At 60.0% G+C, this 23,140-nt stretch carries 21 protein-coding genes; 8 read left to right on the top strand and 13 right to left on the bottom strand.

Features of this window, described 5'->3' with window-relative positions; genetic code table 11:
- Nucleotides 1–4 precede the first annotated feature (4 nt).
- Genes A7J50_RS03935 through pilV form a run of 3 tightly spaced genes read right to left on the bottom strand, consistent with a single transcriptional unit; the run spans nt 5 to nt 1,732 of the window.
- Nucleotides 5–535: a pilus assembly PilX family protein gene (locus A7J50_RS03935; protein WP_064450642.1), complete on the bottom strand. Its 531-nt coding sequence runs from the start codon at nt 533–535 to the stop codon at nt 5–7.
- Between the two features lie 7 nt (nt 536–542).
- A complete protein-coding gene (locus tag A7J50_RS03930) occupies nt 543–1,250 on the bottom strand; it encodes a PilW family protein (RefSeq protein WP_064450641.1) in 708 nt (235 codons plus the stop codon).
- Nucleotides 1,247–1,732: a type IV pilus modification protein PilV gene (gene pilV, locus A7J50_RS03925; RefSeq protein ID WP_064450640.1), complete on the bottom strand. Its 486-nt coding sequence runs from the start codon at nt 1,730–1,732 to the stop codon at nt 1,247–1,249. Before pilV ends, A7J50_RS03930 begins: the two co-directional genes overlap by 4 nt.
- Nucleotides 1,733–1,937: 205 nt before the next feature.
- Here pilV and A7J50_RS03920 point away from each other — a divergent pair, with 205 nt between their 5' ends.
- On the top strand, nt 1,938–2,519 hold the full coding sequence (locus A7J50_RS03920) for a GspH/FimT family pseudopilin (RefSeq protein WP_064450639.1): 582 nt from the start codon (nt 1,938–1,940) through the stop codon (nt 2,517–2,519).
- Here the strand turns inward: A7J50_RS03920 and ispH are convergent.
- The 6 genes from ispH to murJ form a co-directional block, all read right to left on the bottom strand.
- The gene (ispH, locus tag A7J50_RS03915) at nt 2,473–3,420 is read right to left on the bottom strand and encodes a 4-hydroxy-3-methylbut-2-enyl diphosphate reductase (RefSeq protein WP_064450638.1); all 948 of its coding nucleotides are present in this window, start codon (nt 3,418–3,420) and stop codon (nt 2,473–2,475) included. The genes A7J50_RS03920 and ispH overlap by 47 nt on opposite strands.
- Nucleotides 3,421–3,588: 168 nt before the next feature.
- Nucleotides 3,589–4,026, bottom strand: a complete 438-nt coding sequence (fkpB, locus tag A7J50_RS03910) for an FKBP-type peptidyl-prolyl cis-trans isomerase (RefSeq protein WP_010213263.1) — start codon at nt 4,024–4,026, stop codon at nt 3,589–3,591.
- A gap of 7 nt (nt 4,027–4,033) precedes the next feature.
- Complete coding sequence (gene lspA / locus A7J50_RS03905) at nt 4,034–4,546, bottom strand: signal peptidase II (protein WP_064450637.1); 513 nt, start codon at nt 4,544–4,546, stop codon at nt 4,034–4,036.
- Nucleotides 4,539–7,370 carry an isoleucine--tRNA ligase gene (gene ileS / locus A7J50_RS03900; protein ID WP_064450636.1) on the bottom strand — a complete coding sequence of 944 codons (2,832 nt, stop codon included), beginning with the start codon at nt 7,368–7,370 and terminating at the stop codon, nt 4,539–4,541. Before ileS ends, lspA begins: the two co-directional genes overlap by 8 nt.
- 14 nt (nt 7,371–7,384) lie before the next feature.
- Nucleotides 7,385–8,323, bottom strand: coding sequence for a bifunctional riboflavin kinase/FAD synthetase (gene ribF / locus A7J50_RS03895; protein WP_064450635.1), 939 nt, complete (start codon nt 8,321–8,323; stop codon nt 7,385–7,387).
- 119 nt (nt 8,324–8,442) lie between these two features.
- The gene (gene murJ, locus A7J50_RS03890; RefSeq protein ID WP_064450634.1) at nt 8,443–9,981 is read right to left on the bottom strand and encodes a murein biosynthesis integral membrane protein MurJ; all 1,539 of its coding nucleotides are present in this window, start codon (nt 9,979–9,981) and stop codon (nt 8,443–8,445) included.
- Between the two features lie 253 nt (nt 9,982–10,234).
- Between murJ and rpsT the strand changes: the two genes are divergently transcribed.
- On the top strand, nt 10,235–10,513 hold the full coding sequence (gene rpsT, locus A7J50_RS03885) for a 30S ribosomal protein S20 (RefSeq protein WP_003171647.1): 279 nt from the start codon (nt 10,235–10,237) through the stop codon (nt 10,511–10,513).
- A 293-nt stretch (nt 10,514–10,806) separates the two neighbouring features.
- On the opposite strand, the gene A7J50_RS03880 is transcribed toward rpsT, so the two are convergent.
- Nucleotides 10,807–11,292, bottom strand: coding sequence for an FKBP-type peptidyl-prolyl cis-trans isomerase (locus tag A7J50_RS03880; protein WP_016976314.1), 486 nt, complete (start codon nt 11,290–11,292; stop codon nt 10,807–10,809).
- Between A7J50_RS03880 and A7J50_RS03875 the strand changes: the two genes are divergently transcribed.
- The 3 genes from A7J50_RS03875 (at nt 11,291) to A7J50_RS03865 (ending at nt 14,660) form a co-directional block, all read left to right on the top strand.
- On the top strand, nt 11,291–11,581 hold the full coding sequence (locus A7J50_RS03875; RefSeq protein ID WP_064450633.1) for a DUF3565 domain-containing protein: 291 nt from the start codon (nt 11,291–11,293) through the stop codon (nt 11,579–11,581). The genes A7J50_RS03880 and A7J50_RS03875 overlap by 2 nt on opposite strands.
- Nucleotides 11,582–11,660: 79 nt before the next feature.
- Nucleotides 11,661–13,760: a phosphate acetyltransferase gene (gene pta / locus A7J50_RS03870; RefSeq protein WP_064450632.1), complete on the top strand. Its 2,100-nt coding sequence runs from the start codon at nt 11,661–11,663 to the stop codon at nt 13,758–13,760.
- Complete coding sequence (locus tag A7J50_RS03865) at nt 13,761–14,660, top strand: acyltransferase (protein WP_064450631.1); 900 nt, start codon at nt 13,761–13,763, stop codon at nt 14,658–14,660.
- Between the two features lie 192 nt (nt 14,661–14,852).
- Here A7J50_RS03865 and cysN read toward each other — a convergent pair whose 3' ends face one another.
- From cysN to A7J50_RS03850, 3 genes are all read right to left on the bottom strand, one after another.
- On the bottom strand, nt 14,853–16,751 hold the full coding sequence (gene cysN / locus A7J50_RS03860; RefSeq protein ID WP_064450630.1) for a sulfate adenylyltransferase subunit CysN: 1,899 nt from the start codon (nt 16,749–16,751) through the stop codon (nt 14,853–14,855).
- Nucleotides 16,752–16,764: 13 nt separating this feature from the next.
- The gene (gene cysD, locus A7J50_RS03855; protein ID WP_049710083.1) at nt 16,765–17,682 is read right to left on the bottom strand and encodes a sulfate adenylyltransferase subunit CysD; all 918 of its coding nucleotides are present in this window, start codon (nt 17,680–17,682) and stop codon (nt 16,765–16,767) included.
- A 205-nt stretch (nt 17,683–17,887) separates the two neighbouring features.
- A complete protein-coding gene (locus A7J50_RS03850; protein WP_064450629.1) occupies nt 17,888–18,646 on the bottom strand; it encodes a Nif3-like dinuclear metal center hexameric protein in 759 nt (252 codons plus the stop codon).
- 102 nt (nt 18,647–18,748) lie between these two features.
- Here A7J50_RS03850 and algW point away from each other — a divergent pair, with 102 nt between their 5' ends.
- The 3 genes from algW to A7J50_RS03835 all read left to right on the top strand — a co-directional run bounded on the left by algW (nt 18,749) and on the right by A7J50_RS03835 (nt 22,840).
- Entirely contained in the window at nt 18,749–19,903 is a 1,155-nt protein-coding gene (algW, locus tag A7J50_RS03845) for a Do family serine endopeptidase AlgW (protein WP_064450628.1), read from the top strand.
- 108 nt (nt 19,904–20,011) lie between these two features.
- Nucleotides 20,012–22,108, top strand: a complete 2,097-nt coding sequence (locus tag A7J50_RS03840) for a TonB-dependent siderophore receptor (RefSeq protein WP_064450627.1) — start codon at nt 20,012–20,014, stop codon at nt 22,106–22,108.
- A 12-nt stretch (nt 22,109–22,120) separates the two neighbouring features.
- Nucleotides 22,121–22,840 (top strand): DUF4198 domain-containing protein, encoded by a 720-nt coding sequence (locus A7J50_RS03835; protein WP_064450626.1) that lies wholly within the window; start codon nt 22,121–22,123, stop codon nt 22,838–22,840.
- The last annotated feature ends 300 nt before the right edge of the window (nt 22,841–23,140 follow it).

Genomic DNA, 23,140 nt, shown 5'->3' with positions numbered 1-23,140 from the left:
CTCCTTATTGAAGTTGCCGCCATAAAACCCGACGAAATCCTGGGCCTCCTCCTTGGTTTACCCGTGCATATACCGTCTCCAGAACCGTGCGCGATTGCCCGCTGAGCCCAACCGCCGTCACTCGGTACAAAGCGGCGACTGTTTCAGGCGGTAGACCCACCAGCCCTGCGCCCACCCCCAGCGATTGAATGCCATACACCCCGCCCTTCAAGGCTACCCAACTGACTGCTGAAACAGGATTTTCCCCGGCGCCCACCACCGAAAACGACTCCTGCGGCGGTACACAGCGGCTGATCGACCGGCACAACGGCAGCATCGCACCTGTGTGCCGGACGACCGACTCACCCAGCCGCAAGCCGCTTTCAGCGCTTTGAAATGATTGATTTCGATGCCAGACGCCGCTGGCGATCTTTTGCTGGGACATGGCCCCTTGCATCGAGGCCAGGCCGATCAGTGACAAGACCAATAGAAATACCAGGCTGATCATTAGAACCATGCCCGTCTGCCGCCGATAAAAGCCGCGATAACTCAACATAATCGCCCTACCCCACCCGATTACGCAGCGCCGCCACGACGCTGTAAGCCTGATCCTTCACTCGCCCGGTCGGGTCTCGAAGCGTCATTTGAATGCGCACACTGCGTATCAGCGATTCATCAGCCGGGCTGGCGTCATAGCGCACGACTTGAGTCGAGCCGGGTTTGGCCGCTACACCAAAACTGATGTCGAACGCCTGTACGTTATCCACCAACACAATCCTGGCCGGCGCTGCCGGCGTACTGACCTTCAGCTGCCCCGCCTCAAAGGTGTAGGTGAGCTGGCGTATCGCAAATCGAGTCTGCCCGGGAGCAGGCAATGGTGAGCTACCCGCATAGGCTTGGGCTGTGCCGGTGCAATCGGACAGTATCGTCCAGTCAGGCTTGCCGCCGTCACCTGTCGCATCGGCAGTGACCAGCGTCAGTGACTTTGAGCTGCTCGCCGCACTCCAGCCAACGGGGCGATCAAACGCTGGCGGTGCGTTATCGATATAGGCCGTGGCCAGGCAGCCCAGCATGCCCGCCTGGCGAATATCCTGGATCATCTTGCCCAGCACAAACCGTGCATCATCCTGCAGCAACATGGCGGCCTGCTGGCTGGCGTGGGTGGATCGAGCGCTGATGACGACCTGACTGACCCCGAGTACCAGCACCAACCCGACAGCCAGCGCCAGCAACAGCTCCATCAAGCTGAAACCCCGCGCCAAGCGAATCATTGCGCCACCCCCGGCTCGCTGGCAGCGCGACTGGTGAGGATGAACGTTTCCCGTGCGCCGCTGCTGTTCGCTGCCCTGGCGTCGTCCCAACTGATACTAACGGTCACCTCGCTGCCGCTGACCACGACAGAACCTTTTGCGCTCGCTCCGGCAAACCCGATGATATTGGCTTCAAAATCATGCAGGTCCAGGTCGCGTACGCTGGAGGTCACTGTACTGGAGGGTGCACCTTCGCTCAGACCCCATGAGTAATCGGCGCCCGAGTTGGCGCGGACCCGGTCCAGCATGTCGTAGGCAATGAAACTGGCCTGGCTGATCATCCTGGAGCTGTCGGTGTGCTTGAGTGCATTGAGCTGGATCACGGCGGCGCCGAGCAGGCCAACCGCAAGAATCAGCACCGCCACCAGCACCTCGATCAGCGTCATGCCGGATTGGTGCCTGCGCAAAAAGGGGGCAGCGTTTGTGTTCGGGCGAACAAGCATTACCGTCGTCATCCCTGTCGAAGGCTGAAAAAACAGCAAAACAGCTGCTGTGCGGCCCAAGACTAGCGCCGGTTTTTGGCTGGCGCTGCTATCGGAACAAAGGGAAATACTTTGGACATGAATGCCATCATTCAGCGCGAGGAGCCGGGGGCTATACCTATGCCTATCAATTGAAAGACTAAACACGTCCACGGAGGGACGGCCTATGAGACAACACGGCTTCACGCTGATCGAACTGCTGCTCGGCTTGGTGCTGAGCGGCATCCTGACAAACCTCGCAGTACCCAGCTTCAGGGGGTTTCTTGAATCGCAGCAACGACAAACGGCTGTCAACGCCCTGGCAGCCGGGTTGCGTTATGCACGCACCGAGGCCATTACCCGCAATCGTGCGGTGGTGATTCATGCAAGGGATGAGAACTGGAGCCTGGGATGGCGAGTGATTCTGGACGTCAGCGGACGCGGCGTCCTGGACGACAACAACCCGGTACTGCTGGAACGTCAGGACGGAGGGAAAATACCGATCGTAGGCAATGGGCCGGTCAAGAGCCAGGTGCGATTCAGCGGGTTGGGCGAACCGGTGTTTTCAGCAGGAGGCTTTCGCGCTGGTACTGTGCATGTATGCGACGCGGACCAGGCGCAAAGCCTGTTTCAGCTGGTGCTGGCCCCCAGCGGGCGCATCAGCCTGCGCAGTGAACCCACCGAGCAGGCATTGTGCCGAAATCATTCCGGCAACCTGGCATTTAAAGCAACGAGCGGACTCGCAGCTCCTTGGGCATGGAGAACGTGATGTTCTCTTCACGACCGGCCAACTCATCGGCACCGGTGGCACCCCAAGCCTGCAGTTGCTGGATCACGCCACGCACCAGGACTTCAGGGGCCGAGGCACCCGCAGTGATGCCGATACGTTCAACACCGTCGAACCAGCTGCGCTGCATGTCTTCAGCGCCGTCGATCAAGTACGCCGGGGTAGCCATGCGCTCAGCCAGTTCGCGCAAGCGGTTGGAGTTGGAGCTGTTAGGGCTGCCGACCACGAGCACGACATCACATTCATCGGCCAGTTGCTTGACCGCGTCTTGACGGTTTTGCGTGGCGTAGCAGATGTCGTCCTTACGCGGACCACCGATGGCCGGGAACCGTGTGCGCAGGGCATCGATCACTCGGCTGGTGTCGTCCATCGACAAGGTGGTTTGCGTCACAAAGGCCAGCCGCTCGGGGTTTTGTACCTGCAAGTTGGCGACGTCTTTTTCATCTTCCACGAGGTAGATAGCGCCGCCAGTGCTGGCGTCGTACTGGCCCATGGTGCCTTCGACCTCCGGGTGGCCAGCGTGGCCAATCAGGATGCATTCACGACCGTCACGGCTGTAACGCGCGACTTCGATGTGCACCTTGGTCACCAGCGGGCAGGTGGCGTCGAATACTTTCAGGCCACGGCCGGCCGCTTCGGTACGTACCGCCTGGGACACACCGTGGGCGCTGAAGATGACAATAACGTCGTCCGGCACCTGGTCGAGTTCTTCGACAAAGATAGCGCCGCGTGCTCGCAGGTCTTCGACCACGAATTTGTTGTGGACGACTTCATGGCGCACGTAAATCGGCGGCCCGAAGACTTCCAGGGCGCGATTAACGATTTCGATCGCCCGGTCCACACCAGCGCAGAAGCCACGGGGGTTGGCGAGTTTGATTTGCATGCTGTGCCTCGTGTCTTGCAGGGCAAGAAATTGGATCAACTCAACTCTGTAAGAGTAAGCCTCTGTGGAAGCCGGGTCTGCCCGCGGTACAAACGACTCGGTGTATCAGGTACACCGAGGTGATGCTATCGCAGGCAAGCCAGCTCCCACAGGAACCGGTTTAGTCAATCAGAGCGCTTTAACGTCGATGATTTCGACGTCAAACGTCAAGGTTTTACCGGCCAACGGGTGGTTGAAGTCGATGGTCACTTGCGCGTCATCGAAGGTTTTCACCACACCGGGCAGCTCGGTATTCGCCGCGTCGTTGAAGATCACCAACAGACCTTCCGACAGGTCCATGTCCTGGAACTGCGAACGCGGGATGATCTGTACGTTTTGCGGGTTAGGCTGGCCAAAGGCGTTTTCCGGCAAAATCTGCAGGGTGCGCTTGTCGCCGGCCTTGAAACCGAACAGAGCGGCTTCAAAACCCGGAAGCAGGTTGCCATCACCGACCTTGAAGGTCGCCGGGGCTTTGTCGAACGTACTGTCGACCGTGTCGCCATTCTCCAGGCGCAATGCGAAATGCAAAGTGACTTCCGTGTTCTGGCCGATGCGTTGCTCAGCCAATACCTGATCAGTCATTGACGGTCTCTCCGGTTTTCTTACTTTTGAACATGTCCAACGCCAGCATGATTGCACCGACGGTGATGGCGCTGTCGGCAAAGTTGAACGCCGGGAAGTACCAGCGGTTCTGCCAATGCACCAGGATAAAGTCGATCACATGACCCAGGGCAATGCGGTCGTACAGGTTGCCCAGCGCGCCGCCCAGCACCAACGCCAGGGCAATCGCCAGCCAGGTGTCATCACGGCCCAGGCGTTTGAGCCAGACCACCAGCACCGCACTGACCACCACGGCGATCAGGGCGAACAGCCAGCGCTGCCAGCCGCCGCCATCAGCGAGGAAGCTGAAGGCGGCGCCGGTGTTGTAGGCCAGGGTCCAGCTGAAGTAATCAGGAATGACCACAATCTGCTGGTACATCTGTAAGGCGCCTTCGAAGTGAGCCTTGCTGAGCTGGTCAATGACCAGCACCAGCACGCTCAGTACGAGCCAGCCCAGACGTCCGAAACGGCTGGAAGCGTTAGGCATAGTGGCGAACCTCGCCATCACCGGAAATGTTATCGACGCAGCGACCGCAGATTTCCGGATGCTCAGGGTTCACGCCAACGTCTTCACGGCAGTGCCAGCAACGGGCGCACTTAGGGAAGGCCGACTTGACCACTTTGAGCTTGAGGCCCGGCACTTCAGTCGCCACTGCGTCCGCTGGCGCCTGGGCAAACGGTGCCAGGCTGGCGGTGGAGGTGATCAGCACGAAGCGCAGTTCGTTGCTCAGCTTGGACAGGTCGGCGGTCAAGCCTTCCTCGGCAAACAAGGTGACTTCGGCTTGCAGGTTGCCACCGACGGCCTTGGCCGCACGCTGAACTTCCAGCTCCTTGTTCACCGCAACTTTGACGGCCATCACGCCTTCCCAGTACTCGCGGCCCAGTTCGAAGTCGGCCGGCAGTTCGGTCAGGCCTTCGTACCAGGTGTTGAGCATCACGGACTCATTACGCTCGCCCGGCAGGTATTCCCACAGTTCGTCGGCGGTGAAGGCCAGGATCGGTGCGATCCAGCGCACCAGCGCTTCAGAGATGTGATACAGCGCGGTCTGCGCCGAACGGCGGGCCTTGCTGTTGGCGCCGGTGGTGTACTGGCGGTCCTTGATGATGTCGAGGTAGAAACCACCCAGCTCCTGCACGCAGAAGTTGTGGATCTTCGAGTAGACGTTCCAGAAACGGTACTCACCGTAGTGCTCCTGCAACTCGCGTTGCAGCAACAGGGTACGGTCCACGGCCCAGCGGTCCAGGGCGAGCATTTCCTCGGCCGGCAGGATGTCGGTGGCCGGGTTGAAACCGGTCAGGTTCGACAGCAGGAAGCGTGCGGTATTACGGATACGGCGGTAGGCATCGGCGCTACGGGCCAGGATCTGGTCCGACACGGCGATTTCGCCCGAGTAATCGGTCGAGGCCACCCACAGACGCATGATGTCGGCGCCCAGGGTGTCGTTGATCTTTTTCGGCTCGATCACGTTCTTCAGCGACTTGGACATCTTGCGACCCGTCTCGTCGACGGTGAAGCCATGGGTCAGCAGTTCGCGGTACGGCGCGTGATTGTCGATGGCGCAACCGGTCAGCAACGACGAGTGGAACCAGCCACGGTGTTGGTCCGAGCCTTCCAGGTACAGGTCGGCCCGCGGGCCGGTCTCGTGGCCCATCGGGTGCGAACCACGCAGCACGTGCCAGTGAGTGGTACCCGAGTCGAACCACACGTCGAGGGTGTCGCTGATCTTGTCGTACAGCGGCGCTTCGTCGCCCAGCAACTCAGCGGCATCCAGCTTGAACCAGGCTTCGATGCCTTCCTGTTCAACGCGCAGGGCCACGGCTTCCATCAGCTCGACGGTGCGTGGGTGCAGTTCGCCGCTTTCCTTGTTCAGGAAGAACGGAATCGGCACGCCCCAGTTGCGTTGGCGGGAGATGCACCAGTCCGGACGGTTGGCGATCATCGAGTGCAGGCGCGCCTGGCCCCAGGCCGGGACGAACTGGGTGTCTTCGATGGCTTTGAGCGAGCGCACACGCAGGGTGTCGCCGCTGACCGGCTCTTTGTCCATACCGATGAACCACTGCGCGGTGGCGCGGTAGATCAGCGGGCTCTTGTGACGCCAGCAGTGCATGTAGCTGTGCTTGATGGTTTCGGTTTGCATCAGCGCACCGACTTCACGCAGCTTGTCGATGATCGGCTGGTCGGCCTTGAAGATGAACTGGCCGCCGAAGAACTCCAGCGAAGGCGCGTATACGCCGTTGCTTTGCACCGGGTTGATGATGTCATCGTTGACCATGCCGTACTTCTTGCAGATCACGAAGTCGTCCACGCCATAGGCGGGCGAGCAGTGAACCACGCCAGTACCCGAGCCCAGCTCAACGTAGTCGGCCAGGTACACCGGCGACAGACGGTCGTAGAACGGGTGACGGAAGTTGATCAGTTCCAGCGCGGTGCCGGTGGTGGTGGCGATCACCGAACCTTGCAGCTCGTAGCGAGCCAGGCAGGCCTCGACCATTTCCTCGGCCAGCACCAGCAGGCGATCACCCACATCCACCAGGGCGTAGGTGAATTCCGGGTGCACGTTCAGCGCCTGGTTGGCCGGGATGGTCCACGGGGTGGTGGTCCAGATCACGATGGCAGCCGGTTTGCTCAGGCTCGCCAGGCCAAAGGCCTCGGCCAGCTTGGCGTCGTCGGCGATCGGGAAGGCCACGTCGATGGTCGAGGACTTTTTGTCTTCGTACTCGACTTCCGCTTCGGCCAGGGCCGAACCGCAGTCGAAACACCAGTTCACGGGCTTGAGGCCCTTGAACACGAAACCGCCCTTGACGATTTCGGCCAAGGCGCGGATTTCACCGGCCTCGTTCTTGAAGTTCATGGTTTTGTACGGGTTGTCCCACTCGCCCAACACGCCCAGGCGGATGAATTCGGACTTCTGCCCTTCGATCTGCTCGGTGGCGTAGGCACGGCACAGTTCGCGGGTCTTATCCGCGCCCAGGTTCTTGCCGTAGGTCACTTCGACTTTGTGTTCGATCGGCAGGCCGTGGCAGTCCCAGCCCGGAACATACGGCGCGTCGAAACCCGACAGGGTTTTCGAGCGCAGGATCATGTCCTTGAGAATTTTATTCAGCGCATGACCGATGTGAATCGTGCCGTTGGCATAAGGAGGGCCGTCGTGCAGGACGAACTTCGGACGATCCTTGCCAATTTCGCGCAACTTTCCGTACAGGCCAATACTGTCCCAGCGCTGCAGGATCTGCGGTTCGCGCTGTGGCAGGCCGGCCTTCATTGGGAAGGCGGTGTCCGGAAGGTTTAGCGTGGCTTTATAGTCGGTCATTTAAGGCTCTTCGGTTAGCGATGGGCGCTAGGTGCGGCTAGTGCACGGGCGGCGGCGACATCCGCATTGATCGCCGTTTTCAACGCCTCCAGGGAGGCGAAACGCTGCTCTTCACGCAGCTTCTGGTGGAAAACCACCGTCAAACGCCGGTCATACAAATCACCGGCAAAATCCAAAAGGTGAACTTCCAGGTGGGCCTTGCCATCACCTGCAACCGTGGGCCTGACGCCTATGTTGGCGACTCCCGGCCACGATTGACCATCAATGTCGACACTCACCAGGTAAACCCCGGTGAGTGGCACACGACGGCGCTTGAGTTGCACGTTGGCGGTTGGCGTGCCCAGTTGGCGCGCCAGCTTCTGGCCGTGCAGGACCCGCCCGGCAATGCGGAACGGGCGACCGAGCAAGCGCTCGGCCAAGGCGAAGTCGGCAGCGGCCAGGGCGTTACGCACCTGGGTACTGCTCACGCGCAGGCCATCCAGTTCGACGGTTTGCGCGGCTTCGACGGTAAAACCTTGATTAACGCCGGCGTGCTGCAGGAAGTCGAAATCCCCGACGCGGTCGCAACCGAAACGGAAGTCGTCGCCGACCTCCAGGTGCTGTACGCCCAGGCCATCCACCAGAATACGGTCGACGAACTCGGCGGCGCTGAGGCTTTGCAAGCGCTGGTTGAAGGCCAGGCAAAGGACACGGTCCACACCCTCTTCAGCCAGCAGTTGCAGCTTGTCCCGCAGGCGGGCCAGACGTGCTGGCGCCGTTTCGGGGGTAAAGAATTCCCGCGGCTGTGGTTCAAAAATCACCACGCAGCTGGGCACGCCCAACTCAACCGCACGTTCACGCAGCCGGCCCAGGATAGCCTGGTGGCCACGGTGAACACCGTCAAAGTTGCCAATAGTGGCGACGCAGCCCCGATGCTCGGGGCGCAGGTTGTGGAGACCTCGAACCAGCTGCATAACGCGCTTCTTGCTCATAAAGTGGTCGATTATAACCACACCCGGCCCCGGACGACAGGCAACAGAACAGGCCAAAGGGGTCGAATCGATAAAACAACCGTTTTATCGCGGCAAACTCTCTATCCCAGCGACTTGCGATTGAAATCCCGCAGGCGAAAGCCTTGCAGCAGCAACATCCCGAAGTACACCACCACACCGGCGACCACCAACACGCCAAGGCGCATGAAGCGCTCCAGCATATGGCCTTGATCCCAGGCAGGCATGAAGTGCATCAGGCCCAGCAATACCGCCGACATCGCCGCCACGGCCACCAGCAGCTTGAGGGCGAACATCCCCCAGCCCGGCTGCGGCTGATACATCTGCTGCTTGCGCAGTTGATAAAACAGCAGGCCGGCGTTGATGCAGGCACCGATGCTGATGGCCAGGGCCAGGCCGGCATGGGCCAACGGGCCGATAAACACCAGATTGAGCAACTGGGTAACGATCAGCGTGAAAATCGCGATTTTGACCGGAGTGCGGATGTTTTGCTGTGCGTAGAAGCCTGGGGCCAGCACCTTGATCACAATAATGCCGAGCAAACCGACGGAGTAGGCGACCAACGCGCGCTGGGTCATCGACGCGTCAAACGCACTGAACTGGCCATACTGGAACAACGACACAGTCAGCGGCTCAGCCAGGATTCCCAACGCCAGGGAACATGGCAGCACCAGCATGAAGCACAGGCGCAGGCCCCAGTCGAGGATGCGTGAATACTCCTGGCGGTCCTTGCTGGCATAGGTGCGCGACAAGGTTGGCAGCAAAATCGTGCCCAGAGCCACGCCAAGCACACCGGACGGCAGTTCCATCAGGCGATCGGCGTAGTACATCCACGACACCGAACCGGAGACCAGCAGCGAGGCAAACGCGGTGTTGATGATCAGGGAGATCTGACTGACCGACACACCCAGAATCGCCGGCAGCATATTGCGCATTACGCGCCACACACCGGTGTCCTTGAGGTTAAGACGCGGCAGTACGAGCATGCCGATCTTTTTCAGGTGCGGCAGTTGATAGAGCAACTGCGCCAGGCCACCCGCCAGTACCGCCCAGCCCAGAGCCATTACCGGCGGGTCGAAGTACGGCGTGAGGAACAGCGCGAAAATAATCATGCTGACGTTCAACAGGGTCGGCACAAAGGCCGGCACCGAGAAGCGGTTCCAGGTATTGAGGATCGCCCCAGCCAGGGACGACAGAGAAATCAGCAATATATAGGGGAAGGTCACCCGCAGCAGATCAGTGGTCAGCGCGAATTTTTCCGGTGTGTTGGCAAAACCAGGCGCCGTGGCCCAGATCACCCAGGGTGCAGCCAGCATGCCGGCGATGGTCACCAACATCAGTACCAGGGTCAGCAGGCCCGACACATAGGCAATAAACGTGCGGGTCGCCTCTTCACCCTGCTGGGTCTTGTACTCGGCCAGGATCGGCACGAAAGCTTGAGAAAAAGCGCCCTCCGCGAAGATCCGCCGCAGCAGATTGGGCAGTTTAAAGGCAATAAAGAATGCATCCGTGGCCATGCTGGCGCCAAAAATGCGCGCCAGCAGGGTGTCACGCACGAACCCCAAAACCCGGGAAATCATGGTGATAGAGCTCACGGCAGCCAACGATTTGAGCAGATTCATTGAAAGAGTTTGCGCCTATAGATAAAGAGCAGGCGAACAAAGCGCCCACTTATGCGATACTGCGCGCCTGCAACAGCACAGAGCCAAAGCTCGCGAGTTTACAGGTCAAGCGCCGGAAATAAATCACCCGCCTCTTCAGATCGACCACTCAGCAGTTCGCATCAGCCGCCCTTGACAACCCATCAAGTCATCGGCATGATTCGCGGCCTATTTTGTTTGCTATTTCCTAAAAAGTCTTTCGAGGAGCTCGACGGTGGCCAACACACCTTCCGCCAAAAAACGTGCAAAACAGGCTGAGAAGCGTCGCAGCCACAACGCCAGCCTGCGTTCCATGGTTCGTACCTACATCAAGAATGTAGTTAAAGCCATCGACACCAAAGACGCTGAAAAAGCCCAAGCTGCTTACGTTCTGGCCGTGCCAGTTATCGACCGTATGGCTGATAAAGGCATCATCCACAAGAACAAGGCCGCTCGTCATAAGAGCCGCCTGAATGGCCACATCAAGGCTCTGAACGTCGCTGCAGCAGCCTAAGTGGTAAAAACTGCAACGTAGCCCAGGTTACGTCACAGTTAAGAAATGCCCCGTACCGAAAGGTCCGGGGCATTTTTGTTTGTGCCTGATATAGGGCGTGCGCAGTTCAAAATGTGGGAGGACTTGCCCGCGATAGCGGTGGATCAATCACTTATAAGGTGGCTGACACGCCCCCATCGCGGGCAAGCCCGCTCCCACATTTGGACTGCGGGGTGTGAGATAGATATTTTCAAGCAAAAAAAACGCCCCGAACCAGTCGGGGCGTTTTTGTTACCAGCTGATTAAACCATCAATCAGTGCTGGTGACCGCCTTCACCATGGACGTGGCCGTGAGCCACTTCTTCCTGGGAAGCGTCGCGGATGGCAACGATCTTCACTTGGAAGTTCAGGCGCTGGCCAGCCAGAGGGTGGTTGCCGTCGACAGTCACGTCGTCGCCGTCCAGATCGCGGATGGTGACGATCTGCATTTGGCCATCCGGCGCGGAAGCGTGGAACTGCATGCCCACTTCCAGCTCGTCGACGCCTTCGAACATGCTGCGGCTCAGGGTGCTGACCAGTTCGGCGGAGTATTCGCCGTAAGCATCTTCAGGTTCTACGGCGACAGTCAGTTCGTCACCGACGTTCTTGCCTTCCAGAGCCTTCTCCAGGCCCGGGATGATGTTACCTGCGCCTTGCAGGTAGACCAGCGGCGCGCCGCCGGCGGAGCTGTCGATGACCTCACCAGCGTCGTTGGTCAGGGTATAGTCGATGGAGACAGCCTTGTTAGCGGCGATCGTCATGGGGCGAGACCTTTTGCATAAGAATGAAGAACGGACAAGTCTAAACAAGGATTTGCCCGAAAGCGAACAGAACCCGGACAGACGGGACCGATCAACGGCATCCTTCATCATTGGTTTCCACCAGGACGACGACCGGCACTGGGTCGCCGACCTGTCCTGCGGCCACACCCAACACCTGCGCCACCAGCCGCCATGGCAGTCCCGCGCCTGGGTGCTCGACCCTGCGCAGCGCCTTGAAAAAATAGGCCTGCCCTTTGCGTGCGGCTGGTGTGCGCAAAAGCGCGAATAACGATAACCTTGGTACCTGATTCCCGGTAGGCGCTCAACCATAGAACGCCACCGAAGCCATGCACCTCCAGAGAATTCGCATGCAGACTTTTTTTATCGCGCCCACCGATTTTGGTGTGGGTCTGACCTCCATCAGCCTTGGGCTGGTGCGTACCCTTGAGCGGGCCGGGCTGAAAGTCGGCTTCTTCAAACCCATTGCCCAGCCACACCCGGGCGACACCGGCCCCGAACGCTCCACCGAGCTGGTGGCCCGCACCCACGGCCTGAAGCCACCACAACCCCTGGGCCTGGCCCATGTGGAGCGGATGCTCGGCGACGGCCAGCTCGACGAACTGCTCGAAGAAATCATCACCCTTTATCAGCAAGCCGCTGTGGGCAAGGACGTGCTGATCGTTGAGGGCATGGTGCCGACCCGCAGCGCCAGCTATGCGGCGCGGGTCAACCTGCACCTGGCCAAGAGCCTCGACGCAGAAGTGATCCTGGTCTCGGCGCCGGAAAACGAAGTGCTCACCGAACTCTCCGGCCGCGTGGAACTGCAGGCCCAACTGTTCGGCGGCCCTAAAGACCCGAAAATGCTCGGTGTGATTCTCAATAAAGTGCGCACCGATGAAACCATGGAAGCGTTCTCGGCGCGCCTCAAAGAGCATTCGCCGCTGTTGCGCAGCGGGGATTTCCGCCTGCTTGGCTGCATTCCCTACCAGCCCGAACTCAATGCGCCGCGCACCCGCGACGTAGCCGACCTGATGGGCGCGCAGATTCTCAACGCCGGCGACTATGAAAGCCGGCGCATGACCAAGATCATCATCTGCGCCCGCACCATGCGTAACACCGTTGAACTGCTCAAGCCCGGCGTATTGGTGGTTACCCCCGGAGACCGCGACGACATCATCCTCGCCGTCAGCCTGGCCGCGATCAACGGTGTGCCCCTGGCCGGCTTGCTGCTGACCAGCGACACCCTGCCCGACCCACGCATCATGGATCTGTGCCGCGGCGCTTTCCAGGCCGGGCTGCCGGTGTTGTCGGTGAGCACCGGCTCCTACGACACCGCCAACCAGCTCAACAGCCTGAACAAGGAAATCCCGATTGATGACCGCGAACGTGCGGAGATCATCACCGATTTCGTCGCCAGCCACCTGGATGCGCGCTGGCTGCACCAACGCTGCGGTACGCCTCGGGAGATGCGCCTGTCGCCAGCGGTGTTCCGCTATCAGTTGATCCAGCGCGCCCAGGCGGCCAACAAACGCATCGTGCTGCCCGAAGGCAGCGAGCCGTTGACCGTACAAGCCGCCGCCATCTGCCAGGCCCGGGGCATTGCCCGTTGCGTGCTGCTGGCCAAGCCGGCCGATGTGGAAGCGGTTGCCCGCGCCCACGGCATTGAGTTGCCCGAAGGCCTGGAGATTCTCGACCCGGACCTGATTCGCCAGCGGTATGTCGAACCGATGGTCGCGCTACGCAAGAGCAAGAGCCTCAATGCGCCGATGGCCGAGCAGCAACTGGAAGACACGGTGGTGATCGCCACGATGATGCTTGCGCTGGATGAAGTGGACGGCCTGGTCTCCGGCGTTATCCACTCCACCGCCAACACCATCCGCCCTGCCCTGCAGCTGATTAAAACGGCGCCGGGCTGCACCTTGGTGTCGTCGGTGTTCTTCATGTTGTTCCCCGAGCAGGTGCTGGTGTATGGCGACTGCGTGATGAACCCACACCCGAGCGCCGCCGAACTGGCAGAAATCGCCCTGCAAAGCGCTGACTCGGCCGCGGCTTTCGGTATCACCCCGCGCGTGGCAATGATCAGCTATTCCAGCGGCGACTCGGCCAGTGGCGAGGAAGTGGAGAAAGTCCGCGAAGCCACCCTGCTCGCCCATGAGCAGCAAAGCTCACTGCTGATCGACGGGCCCTTGCAATACGACGCCGCCGCCAACGAAACCGTCGCCCGGCAGTTGGCGCCCAACAGCCAGGTCGCCGGCAAAGCCACGGTGTTTGTGTTCCCCGACCTGAACACCGGCAATACCACGCACAAAGCCGTGCAACGCAGTGCCGATTGCGTGAGCCTGGGGCCCATGCTGCAAGGCCTGCGCAAGCCGGTAAACGACCTGCCGCGCGGCGCCCAGGTCGACGACATCGTGTACACCATCGCCCTGACTGCGATTCAAGCCGCCAACCGACCTATGGATATCTAAATGCTGGATTTTCTACCTGCCGCCGTGCGCGGGGTAATTGCTTCGCTGCTGCTGGCGCTGAACACGATCCTGCTGTGCTCGTTCCTGTTTATTGTCGCGCTGTTCAAGGCACTGCCGTTTGCCAAACGCTTTAGCGAATGGCTGATGAACCACACCCATGAAGCCTGGGTGACCAACAACAAGGGCTGGATGAACCTGGTGCGGCGCACCCGCTGGCACCTGACAGGCCTTGAGGGCCTTGATTACCAGCACTCATACCTGGTGACCAGTAACCACCAGAGCTGGGTTGACATCATGGTCCTGCAATACGTGCTCAATCGACGGATTCGCCCACTGAAGTTCTTCCTCAAGCAGGAACTGATCTGGGTGCCGGTGATTGGCCTGGCGTGGTGGGCGTTGGGCTTTCCGTTCATGAAGCGCTATACCAAGGCCTATTTGGAAAAGCATCCGGAGAAGAAAGGCAAAGACCTGGAAACCACCCGCAAGACATGTGCGAAATTTCGCAACAACCCAGTGGGGATTTTCAACTTTGCCGAAGGCACTCGGTTTACGCCGGGCAAGCATGCCCAGCAGAAATCGCCGTTTCGCTACCTGCTCAAGCCCAAGGCTGGCGGTATCGCGTTTGTGCTGGATGCCATGGGCGAGCAGTTGAAGTCACTGGTGAACGTGACGATTCACTACCCTGCCGGGCGCCCGGGTTACTGGGATTTGCTGTGCGGGAATGTGAAGGACGTGGTCGTGCAGTTTGCAGAAGTGCAGATCCCTGCCGAGTTCATTGGCAAGAATTATGAGCAGGACGGGGAGTATCGGTTGGCGTTCCAGGGCTGGATCAACCGGCTGTGGGAAGACAAGGATGCGCTTCTAGACAAGCTTCACACAGATTATCCAGGCAGTCGCTGATCAACGTGTGAATGCAATTTAATGTGGGAGCTGGCTTGCCTGCGATAGCGGTGGGTCAGCCGAGGAAACATAAACGGACAGTCCGCCATCGCAGGCAAGCCAGCTCCCACATTGACCGAGTCCACTTTTGAGACGATGTAAAAAAGCCCGCCACCGAGTGCTCGGTGGCGGGCTTTTGTGTGGCGGCGAGGTTTAGATCGCGCCGCGCTGACGCAACAGCTCCAGCACTTGCTTGACGCTGTCTTCCAGCGACAGTGCCTGGGTGTCGATGACCAGGTCGGCATTCAACGGCACGTCATACGGGAAGGACTCGCCAGGGATGTTATCCCCACCGGCAGCGTACAGGCCTTGCGGATCACGCTCGGCGCACACCAACGGCGAGGCCTGCACGTAAACCGTCAGCAGGCGATCGGCACCAATCAGCGCCTTGGCCTGTTCGCGGCCCTCGGCATCCGGGGCAACGAATGCGGCCAGGGTCAGCAGGCCGGCCTCGTTGAACTGGCGCGCCACGTGAGCGGCACGCCGCCAATTTTCGGTGCGCCCGGTACGGTCCTGCGGCAACCCTTTGTTCAGGTCGTGGCGCAGGTTCTGGCCATCCAGTACGAACACTGCACGGCCCATGTCGAACAGCTTGCGCTCAACCGCATAGGCCAAGGTGCTCTTGCCCGCGCCCGACAGGCCGCTGAACAGCACGGTAGCCGGCTGCTGGCCGAAGCGCTGGGCGCGCTCTTCGGTAGCCACATGGGCCAACTTGCCGTGATGCGTGGCCGAGCCATGGTTGACCGGCGGCGCGATGATCATGCCCGCGGCCACCGTGCCGTTGGTCAAGCGGTCGATGACAATAAACGCACCGGTGGTGCGGTTGCTGTCGTAGCCGTCCAGCGCGATGGCGGCGTCGAGGCTGAACTTGACGCGACCAATCTCGTTCAACTGCAGCGAACTCGCCGGGCCTTCGGCCAGGGTGTTCACGTCTACGCGATGCACGATGCTGGTGATAGAACCCGGCACGTAGCTGGTGGCGCGCTTGATGTCGTACTTCTTGCCCGGCAGCATCGGTTCTTCGGCCATCCACACCAGCATGGCGTCGAAGGCGTCGGTCACTTGCGGCACGTTGTCGGCATGAACCAGCAGGTCGCCACGGGAGATGTCGATTTCGTCTTCCATGGTCAGGGTCACGGCCTGGCCTGGGCCGGCGTGTTCCAACTCACCGTCGAAGGTGACGATGGATTTGACGCGGCTGCTCTTGCCCGACGGCAGCACCACGACTTCGTCACCCTTGTGCACGATGCCGCTGGCCAGGGTGCCGGCGAAACCACGGAAGTTCAGGTTCGGACGGTTGACGTACTGCACCGGGAAACGCAGGTCGGTGTAGTTGCGGTCGTTGGCGATCTCGACGGTTTCGAGAATCTCCATCAGCGACTGGCCGGTGTACCAGGGCGACCGCTCACTCTTGTTCACCACGTTATCGCCTTTGAGCGCGGACATCGGCACGAATGCCATGGTGCTCGGCTTGAATGCGATGCCGTCGGCGAACTTCAGGTAATCAGCCTTGATCTGCTCGAAGATGCTTTGGTCAAAACCATTGATGTCCATCTTGTTGACGGCCACCACGATGTGCTTGATACCCAGCAACGAGGCAATAAAGCTGTGGCGACGGGTCTGGGTCTGCACACCGTAGCGGGCATCAATCAGGATGATCGCCAGGTCACAGGTGGAGGCACCAGTGGCCATGTTGCGGGTGTACTGCTCATGGCCGGGGGTGTCGGCGATGATGAATTTGCGCTTTGCGGTGGAGAAGTAGCGGTAGGCAACATCAATGGTGATGCCCTGTTCACGCTCGGCCTGCAGGCCATCGACCAGCAAAGCCAGGTCGATATCGTCACCGGTGGTGCCGGACTTCTTCGAGTCGCGGGTGATGGCTTCCAGGTGATCTTCGTAGATCATCTTGGAGTCGTGCAGCAGGCGCCCGATCAGGGTGCTCTTGCCGTCGTCGACGTTGCCGCAGGTCAGGAAGCGCAACATTTCCTTGCGCTCGTGCTGGCCCAGGTAGGCGAGAATGTCCTCGCTGATCAAATCAGATTGATGCGACATTGGTGACAGCCCCTTAGAAATAACCCTGCCGTTTTTTATCTTCCATCGAGCCTGCGCCATCGTGGTCGATGACCCGGCCCTGGCGCTCGGAAGTTCGCGTCAGGAGCATTTCCTGAATGATGTCGGTCAGCGTCTCGGCTTCGGACTCCACCGCGCCCGTCAACGGGTAGCAGCCAAGGGTACGGAAACGTACTTTCTTTTTGACGATTCGGGCTTTGTCTTCGTCGGACAGGTGCTCGAGGATGCGGTCGTCGTCGATCATGATCAACGTGCCGTTTTTCTCGATCACGTCGCGCTCGGCGGCAAAGTACAGCGGCACAATCGGGATGCCTTCCAGGTAGATGTACTGCCAGATGTCCAGCTCGGTCCAGTTGGACAGCGGGAACACACGGATCGACTCACCCTTGTTGACGTTGCCGTTGTAAACGTTCCACAGCTCCGGGCGCTGGTTTTTCGGGTCCCAGCGGTGTTTGCTGTCGCGGAACGAGTACACGCGCTCTTTGGCGCGGGATTTCTCTTCATCACGACGGGCACCGCCGAAAGCTGCGTCGAAACCATGCTTGTCCAACGCCTGCTTGAGGCCTTCGGTTTTCATGATATCGGTGTGCTTGGCGCTGCCGTGGGTGAACGGGTTGATGCCCTGCGCAACCCCATCCGGGTTGATGTGGGTGATCAGGTCCAGGCCCAGCTCTTCGACCATCTTGTCGCGGAACTTGTACATCTCCTGGAATTTCCAGCGGGTGTCGACGTGCATCACCGGGAACGGCAGTTTGCCCGGAAAGAAGGCCTTGCGTGCCAGATGCAGCATCACGGCGGAGTCTTTACCGATCGAGTAAAGCATCACCGGGTTGTCGAACTCGGCGGCGACCTCGCGGATGATGTGGATGCTTTCCGCCTCCAGCTGTTTCAGATGCGTCAGTTTGTCGACCATGGCTACTCACGGAAAAACGATCTTATGGACGGCCAGCGGGCCGTGTTCGAGCGGGGCATGCTAGCACAGCACCTTCTTCTATTCAGGGCGCCAGCTAGATCGAAACGGTATATGAATATGCCACTGAGTTAGGCCTGCCTCGGTCGAATGTGGGAGCGGGCTTGCTCCCACACAAGCCCGCACCACATTCCTTCTGTGGAGTTCGTTAGATCGGATTGGGGCAATCGATGAACAAATGCTCCAGGGCAAAACGCCGGGCCAGGTAATCACCCAACGCCTGCACCCCGTAGCGCTCAGTGGCGTGGTGCCCGGCTGCAATAAAGCTGATGTCGTTTTCCCGCGCACTGTGGAAAGTTTGCTCGGACGCTTCGCCGCTCAGGTACAGATCGACACCCGCCGCAATCGCCTGGTCGATATAGCCCTGGCCACCCCCCGTGCACCAGCCGACACGGCGGATCATCTCGCTGCCTTCGATCAGCAGCGGCTCGCGGCCCATCACATCCTGCACACGACGGGCGAAGTCGCGCGGCGACAACGGTTCGGCGAGAGAACCGACCAGGCCGACGATTTTGGGGTTGCTCGGGTCCAGCGGGCCTTCGACGGTGATGTCCAGGTGGCGGGCCAGTTGCACGTTATTACCAACATCCGCGTGCAGATCCAGCGGCAGGTGATAGGCCAACAGGCTGATGTCATGCTTGAGCAGGGTTTTGAGGCGGCACTGCTTCATGCCGGTAATGCACGGGTTTTCGCCCTTCCAGAAGTAACCGTGGTGCACCAGCACCAAGTCGGCCTTGGCTTCGACGGCGGCGTCCAGCAGGGCTTGGCTTGCGGTTACGCCGCTGACAATGCGCATCACCTGCGGACGACCCTCGACCTGCAGGCCATTGGGGCAATAATCGGCAATTTTTGCGCTGCCGAGATAGCGGTCCGCTTCCTCGACCAGGGTGCTAAGGGGCACGGCCATAAAAGACTCCTAAATATCCCGTTCCGAGGCGCTCGCAGCCTCGTATAATGCGCGACATTATGGGCGCTCTCCCGCCCCCTGCAACCTGTCAGGACTTACTTGATGCTCAAGGCACTGCGTTTTTTTGGATGGCCATTGTTGGCTGGCGTGCTGATCGCGATGCTGATTATTCAGCGTTATCCCCAGTGGGTGGGCTTACCCAGCCTTGACGTGAACCTGCAACAGGCCCCGCAAAGCAATTCGGTGGTGCAAGGCCCGGTGACCTATGCAGACGCTGTCGTCATCGCCGCGCCCGCCGTGGTCAACCTGTACACCACCAAGGTCATCAACAAACCTGCACACCCGTTGTTTGAAGACCCGCAATTTCGCCGCTACTTCGGGGACAACGGGCCCAAGCAACGCCGTATGGAATCCAGCCTCGGTTCCGGCGTGATCATGAGCCCGGAAGGCTACATCCTCACCAACAACCACGTGACCACCGGCGCCGACCAGATTGTCGTGGCCCTGCGCGACGGCCGCGAAACCCTGGCCCGCGTGGTCGGCAGCGACCCGGAAACCGACCTCGCCGTGCTGAAGATCGACCTCAAAAGCCTGCCTTCGATCACTATCGGCCGCTCTGAAGGGCTGCGCGTGGGTGATGTGGCCCTGGCCATCGGCAATCCGTTCGGTGTCGGCCAGACAGTCACCATGGGCATCATCAGCGCCACCGGGCGTAACCAGTTGGGGCTTAACAGCTACGAAGACTTTATCCAGACCGACGCAGCCATCAACCCGGGCAACTCCGGCGGCGCACTGGTAGATGCCAATGGCAACCTGACCGGCATCAACACCGCGATCTTCTCGAAATCGGGTGGCTCCCAAGGCATCGGTTTTGCGATCCCGGTGAAGCTGGCAATGGAAGTGATGAAGTCGATCATCGAACACGGCCAGGTGATTCGCGGTTGGCTGGGGATCGAAGTGCAGCCGTTGACCAAGGAATTGGCCGAGTCGTTTGGCTTGACCGGGCGCCCTGGCATCGTGGTCGCGGGGATCTTCCGAGACGGCCCGGCGCAGAAAGCCGGCCTGCAATTGGGCGATGTGATCCTGAGCATTGACGGCGAACCAGCCGGTGACGGCCGCAAGTCGATGAACCAGGTGGCGCGGATCAAACCAACCGACAAGGTGGCGATCCAGGTGATGCGCAACGGCAAAGAGATCAAGCTGCTGGCGGAAATCGGCTTGCGCCCACCACCTGCCCCGGTGAAAGAAGAGGAATAAGGGCTTTGGGAGCCCGTTCACGGGCTCCTGTATCCTAATATTTCAAAAGAAATCCATTCTCATTCGGCATGTTATATTGTTTCAATATAGACATTGGAACGCTCTATCATGCCGTCTCAAAGATTTGCTCCCATGGCGGGCCTGGCCTTGGGTTTATTGCTCGACCCCGCTTACGCCGAAGACAACGCCGTTGAACTGGACACCATCAGCGTCACCAGCGACGACTATGAATCCGCCACCAGCCCCGTCAAAGGCTATCGCGCCACCCGCTCCGCCAGCGCGACAAAAACTGACACGGCCCTTCGCGACATCCCACAATCGATCAGCGTGATTCCCGCGACGGTGCTCAAAGACCTGGGCAGCACCGATGTGGAACGCGCCCTGGAATTTGCCGGCGGTGTGTCCAAGCAAAACAACTTTGGCGGCCTGACGCTCTACGAATACAGCGTGCGCGGCTTCACCACGTCGGAGTTCTATCAGGACGGTTTCAGCGCTAACCGTGGCTACCCGAGCACACCAGATGCGGCCAATATCGAACGCATTGAAGTGCTCAAAGGCCCCGCTGCCAGCCTGTATGGCCGCGGCGATCCCGGCGGCACCGTGAATATCGTCACCAAGAAACCGCAGCCGCAAGCCTTCACCACCGTGCAAACCAGCGCCGGCAGTTGGGACCGTTATCGCACAGCACTGGATGTGAACACCCCGCTCGACAGCGAAGGTCGCGTGCTGTCGCGCGTGAACCTGGCCGTGGAAGACGGCCACAGCTTCCGCGATCACGTAGACGCCAGGCGCGTGTTCGTCGCGCCCTCTTTCAGCTGGCAGTTGGACCCGGATACCAGCCTGCTGGTGGAAAGCGAATTCGTGCGCCACAGCTCTACCTTCGACCGAGGCATTGTCGCCAACCACGGCATGTCCCGCTCGACCTTCCTCGGCGAACCCAACGACGGCAACATCCGCAACCACAACAACCGCCTGCAAGCCACCCTGGAACATCACCTCAACGACGCCTGGAAACTGCGCCTCGCCAGCCACTACAAACAAGGCAGCCTGTGGGGCGACGCGTCGGAAAGCCGCGCGCTGAACGCCGATGGGCACACCGTCAACCGCCGCTACCGCGAACGCTCCACCGGGTGGCACGACAGCATCACCCAGCTGGAACTGCGCGGCCTTTTCGACATCGGCAGTTGGCAGCACGAACTGCTGATCGGCACCGAATACGAGGACTACCGCAAGAAGGAACGCGTGACGGCTATCGGCGGCAGCCTCTACCCCATCGATATCTATAAGCCGATCTATGGCCAACCCAAACCCGACGGCGCACGCTCCGGCACCGACTTATTCGAACAGGTGAAGAGCCAGGCGCTGAACCTGCAAGACCAGATCGTGTTCACCGACCGCCTGCGCGGCATGGTTGGCATGCGCTTTGAGCACTTTGAACAAAGCATCGACGACTTCACCCGCCACCCTGCCAAAAGCCGACAAACCCACAATGCCCTGACCCAACGCGCAGGATTGCTTTACCAACTCACACCGCACATCGGTGTATTCGCCAACGCCTCAACCTCGTTCAAACCGAACAATGGCCTGGATGCCGGCGGCAAATCCTTCAAGCCTGAAGAAGGTCTGGGTTATGAAGTCGGCATCAAGAGCGAGCTGTTCGACGACCGCCTGAGTGCCACCCTCGCCGCGTTCCATATCGAAAAGGAAAACGTCCTCGCACTCGACCCGGCCACCGACCTTAACCGCGCCATGGGCAAGGCCCGCAGCCAGGGTTTCGACCTGCAACTGACCGGGCAAGTGACTGATGCCGTCAGACTCATCGGCGCCTTTGCCTACATCGACGCCGAAGTAACCAAGGGCGACAAAGCCATCCCCACGGGTAGCCGAATTCTCGGCGTGGCCAAACGCAGCGGCAGCCTGTTGGGGGTGTATGAGTTCCAGAATGGTGCGTTGCGCGGCTCAGACGTGGGCGCGGCCTTCACCTATGTCGGCGATCGCTCCGGCGAGGCAGGCAGTCGCTTCAAACTGCCCGCCTACCACACCGTCGACCTGCTCGCCCATTACAAGGCCAGTGACAACGTCACCGTGGGCCTGAACCTCAACAACCTATTCGACGAAAAGTACTACGAGCGCTCCTACAGCAATTACTGGGTCAACCCCGGCGAGCCGCGCAACGTCAACGTCAGCCTGACCCTCAACCTGTAAAAGGACGTCTCCATGCAAGCCTTCAAATCCCTGGCCGTACTCGGCTTGTTGTTTGCCAGCCAGGTCTCGGCCCACGGCCTGTGGACCGAACAACGACGCGGCAACATCGAGGTTATCTATGGCCACGGCGCGGAAGATAACGCCTTCAAGGCGCAGAAAATCAGCGGCGCCTGGGCCTATGACGCCAGCGGCAAGATGATCCCGGTGACCGTGGAGCGCCTGGCCGACCACGCGCGCCTGCAGCCGCTGAAATCGCCCGCCGTTTTAGCCGTCGCATTGGATAACGGGATGTGGTCGCAGACGGCGGACAAGAAGTGGATCAACCAGGGCCGCAGCAAAGTGCCCGGGGCGATTGAGTCGACCCAGACCTTCAAGTACAGCCTGGCGATTTACCAGCCGGGGGCGAAGTTGCCGAAGCTGGATCAGATCAAGCTGTTGATCCTGCCGGAAGTTGATCCGCTGACGGTAGGACCTGGCAGGTCACTGCCCGTGCGGGTGCTGCTGGATGGCAAGCCAGCGGCGGGGATCAAGCTGGTGGGCGACTATCGCAATGCGCCGAACACCCTGAGCACCGAGACCGACAAAGACGGGCGGGCCCAAGTGCTGGTGCGTAATGAAGGTTTGAATGTGATTGCCGCGCAAGTGGAGCTGCCGCTAAAAGACAATGCTGATGTGGCTACACGGGGGCTGTTCACTTCGCTGACCTTCCTCGGCGAACCCCACCACGAGTAAACACTACAAAACAATGTGGGAGCCGGGCTTGCCCGCGATGGCGATTTGTCAGTCGATACTTCCAGTGGCTGATGCATCGCTATCGCGGGCAAGCCCTAATGCCAGTCAGTTGAGCGAACGAAATGCTCAATGCAGCGAAGATCAAATGTGGGAGCGGGCTTGCTCGCGAAGGCGGCCCAGCAAACATTGATGTTGATTGACCCACCGCTTTCGCGAGCAAGCCCGCTCCTACAGGGGATCTGCGCATAACTGGCTGGCATTAGGGCAAGCCCGACTCCCACATTTGATTTCTATCGTTTC

This window comes from Pseudomonas antarctica (assembly GCF_001647715.1).
In the GTDB taxonomy this organism is placed as follows: Bacteria; Pseudomonadota; Gammaproteobacteria; order Pseudomonadales; family Pseudomonadaceae; genus Aquipseudomonas; species Aquipseudomonas antarctica_A.
The sequence above is the reverse complement of the archived record's forward strand: the minus strand, read 5'-3'. Positions and strand labels throughout refer to the sequence as shown.

Bases quoted from the DNA above. Each gene is read 5' to 3' on its own strand.
- cysN (WP_064450630.1), bottom strand. From the start codon at position 16,751: ATGTCGCATCAATCTGATTTGATCAGCGAGGACATTCTCGCCTACCTG.
- murJ (WP_064450634.1), bottom strand. From the start codon at position 9,981: ATGAATCTGCTCAAATCGTTGGCTGCCGTGAGCTCTATCACCATGATT.
- cysD (WP_049710083.1), bottom strand. From the start codon at position 17,682: ATGGTCGACAAACTGACGCATCTGAAACAGCTGGAGGCGGAAAGCATC.
- A7J50_RS03930 (WP_064450641.1), bottom strand. From the start codon at position 1,250: ATGATTCGCTTGGCGCGGGGTTTCAGCTTGATGGAGCTGTTGCTGGCG.
- ribF (WP_064450635.1), bottom strand. From the start codon at position 8,323: ATGCAGCTGGTTCGAGGTCTCCACAACCTGCGCCCCGAGCATCGGGGC.
- lspA (WP_064450637.1), bottom strand. From the start codon at position 4,546: ATGCCTAACGCTTCCAGCCGTTTCGGACGTCTGGGCTGGCTCGTACTG.
- pilV (WP_064450640.1), bottom strand. From the start codon at position 1,732: ATGCTTGTTCGCCCGAACACAAACGCTGCCCCCTTTTTGCGCAGGCAC.
- algW (WP_064450628.1), top strand. From the start codon at position 18,749: ATGCTCAAGGCACTGCGTTTTTTTGGATGGCCATTGTTGGCTGGCGTG.
- A7J50_RS03920 (WP_064450639.1), top strand. From the start codon at position 1,938: ATGAGACAACACGGCTTCACGCTGATCGAACTGCTGCTCGGCTTGGTG.
- A7J50_RS03850 (WP_064450629.1), bottom strand. From the start codon at position 18,646: ATGGCCGTGCCCCTTAGCACCCTGGTCGAGGAAGCGGACCGCTATCTC.
- A7J50_RS03935 (WP_064450642.1), bottom strand. From the start codon at position 535: ATGTTGAGTTATCGCGGCTTTTATCGGCGGCAGACGGGCATGGTTCTA.
- A7J50_RS03880 (WP_016976314.1), bottom strand. From the start codon at position 11,292: ATGACGATCGCCGCTAACAAGGCTGTCTCCATCGACTATACCCTGACC.
- A7J50_RS03835 (WP_064450626.1), top strand. From the start codon at position 22,121: ATGCAAGCCTTCAAATCCCTGGCCGTACTCGGCTTGTTGTTTGCCAGC.
- A7J50_RS03865 (WP_064450631.1), top strand. From the start codon at position 13,761: ATGCTGGATTTTCTACCTGCCGCCGTGCGCGGGGTAATTGCTTCGCTG.
- pta (WP_064450632.1), top strand. From the start codon at position 11,661: ATGCAGACTTTTTTTATCGCGCCCACCGATTTTGGTGTGGGTCTGACC.
- A7J50_RS03875 (WP_064450633.1), top strand. From the start codon at position 11,291: ATGGGGCGAGACCTTTTGCATAAGAATGAAGAACGGACAAGTCTAAAC.
- ileS (WP_064450636.1), bottom strand. From the start codon at position 7,370: ATGACCGACTATAAAGCCACGCTAAACCTTCCGGACACCGCCTTCCCA.
- ispH (WP_064450638.1), bottom strand. From the start codon at position 3,420: ATGCAAATCAAACTCGCCAACCCCCGTGGCTTCTGCGCTGGTGTGGAC.
- A7J50_RS03840 (WP_064450627.1), top strand. From the start codon at position 20,012: ATGCCGTCTCAAAGATTTGCTCCCATGGCGGGCCTGGCCTTGGGTTTA.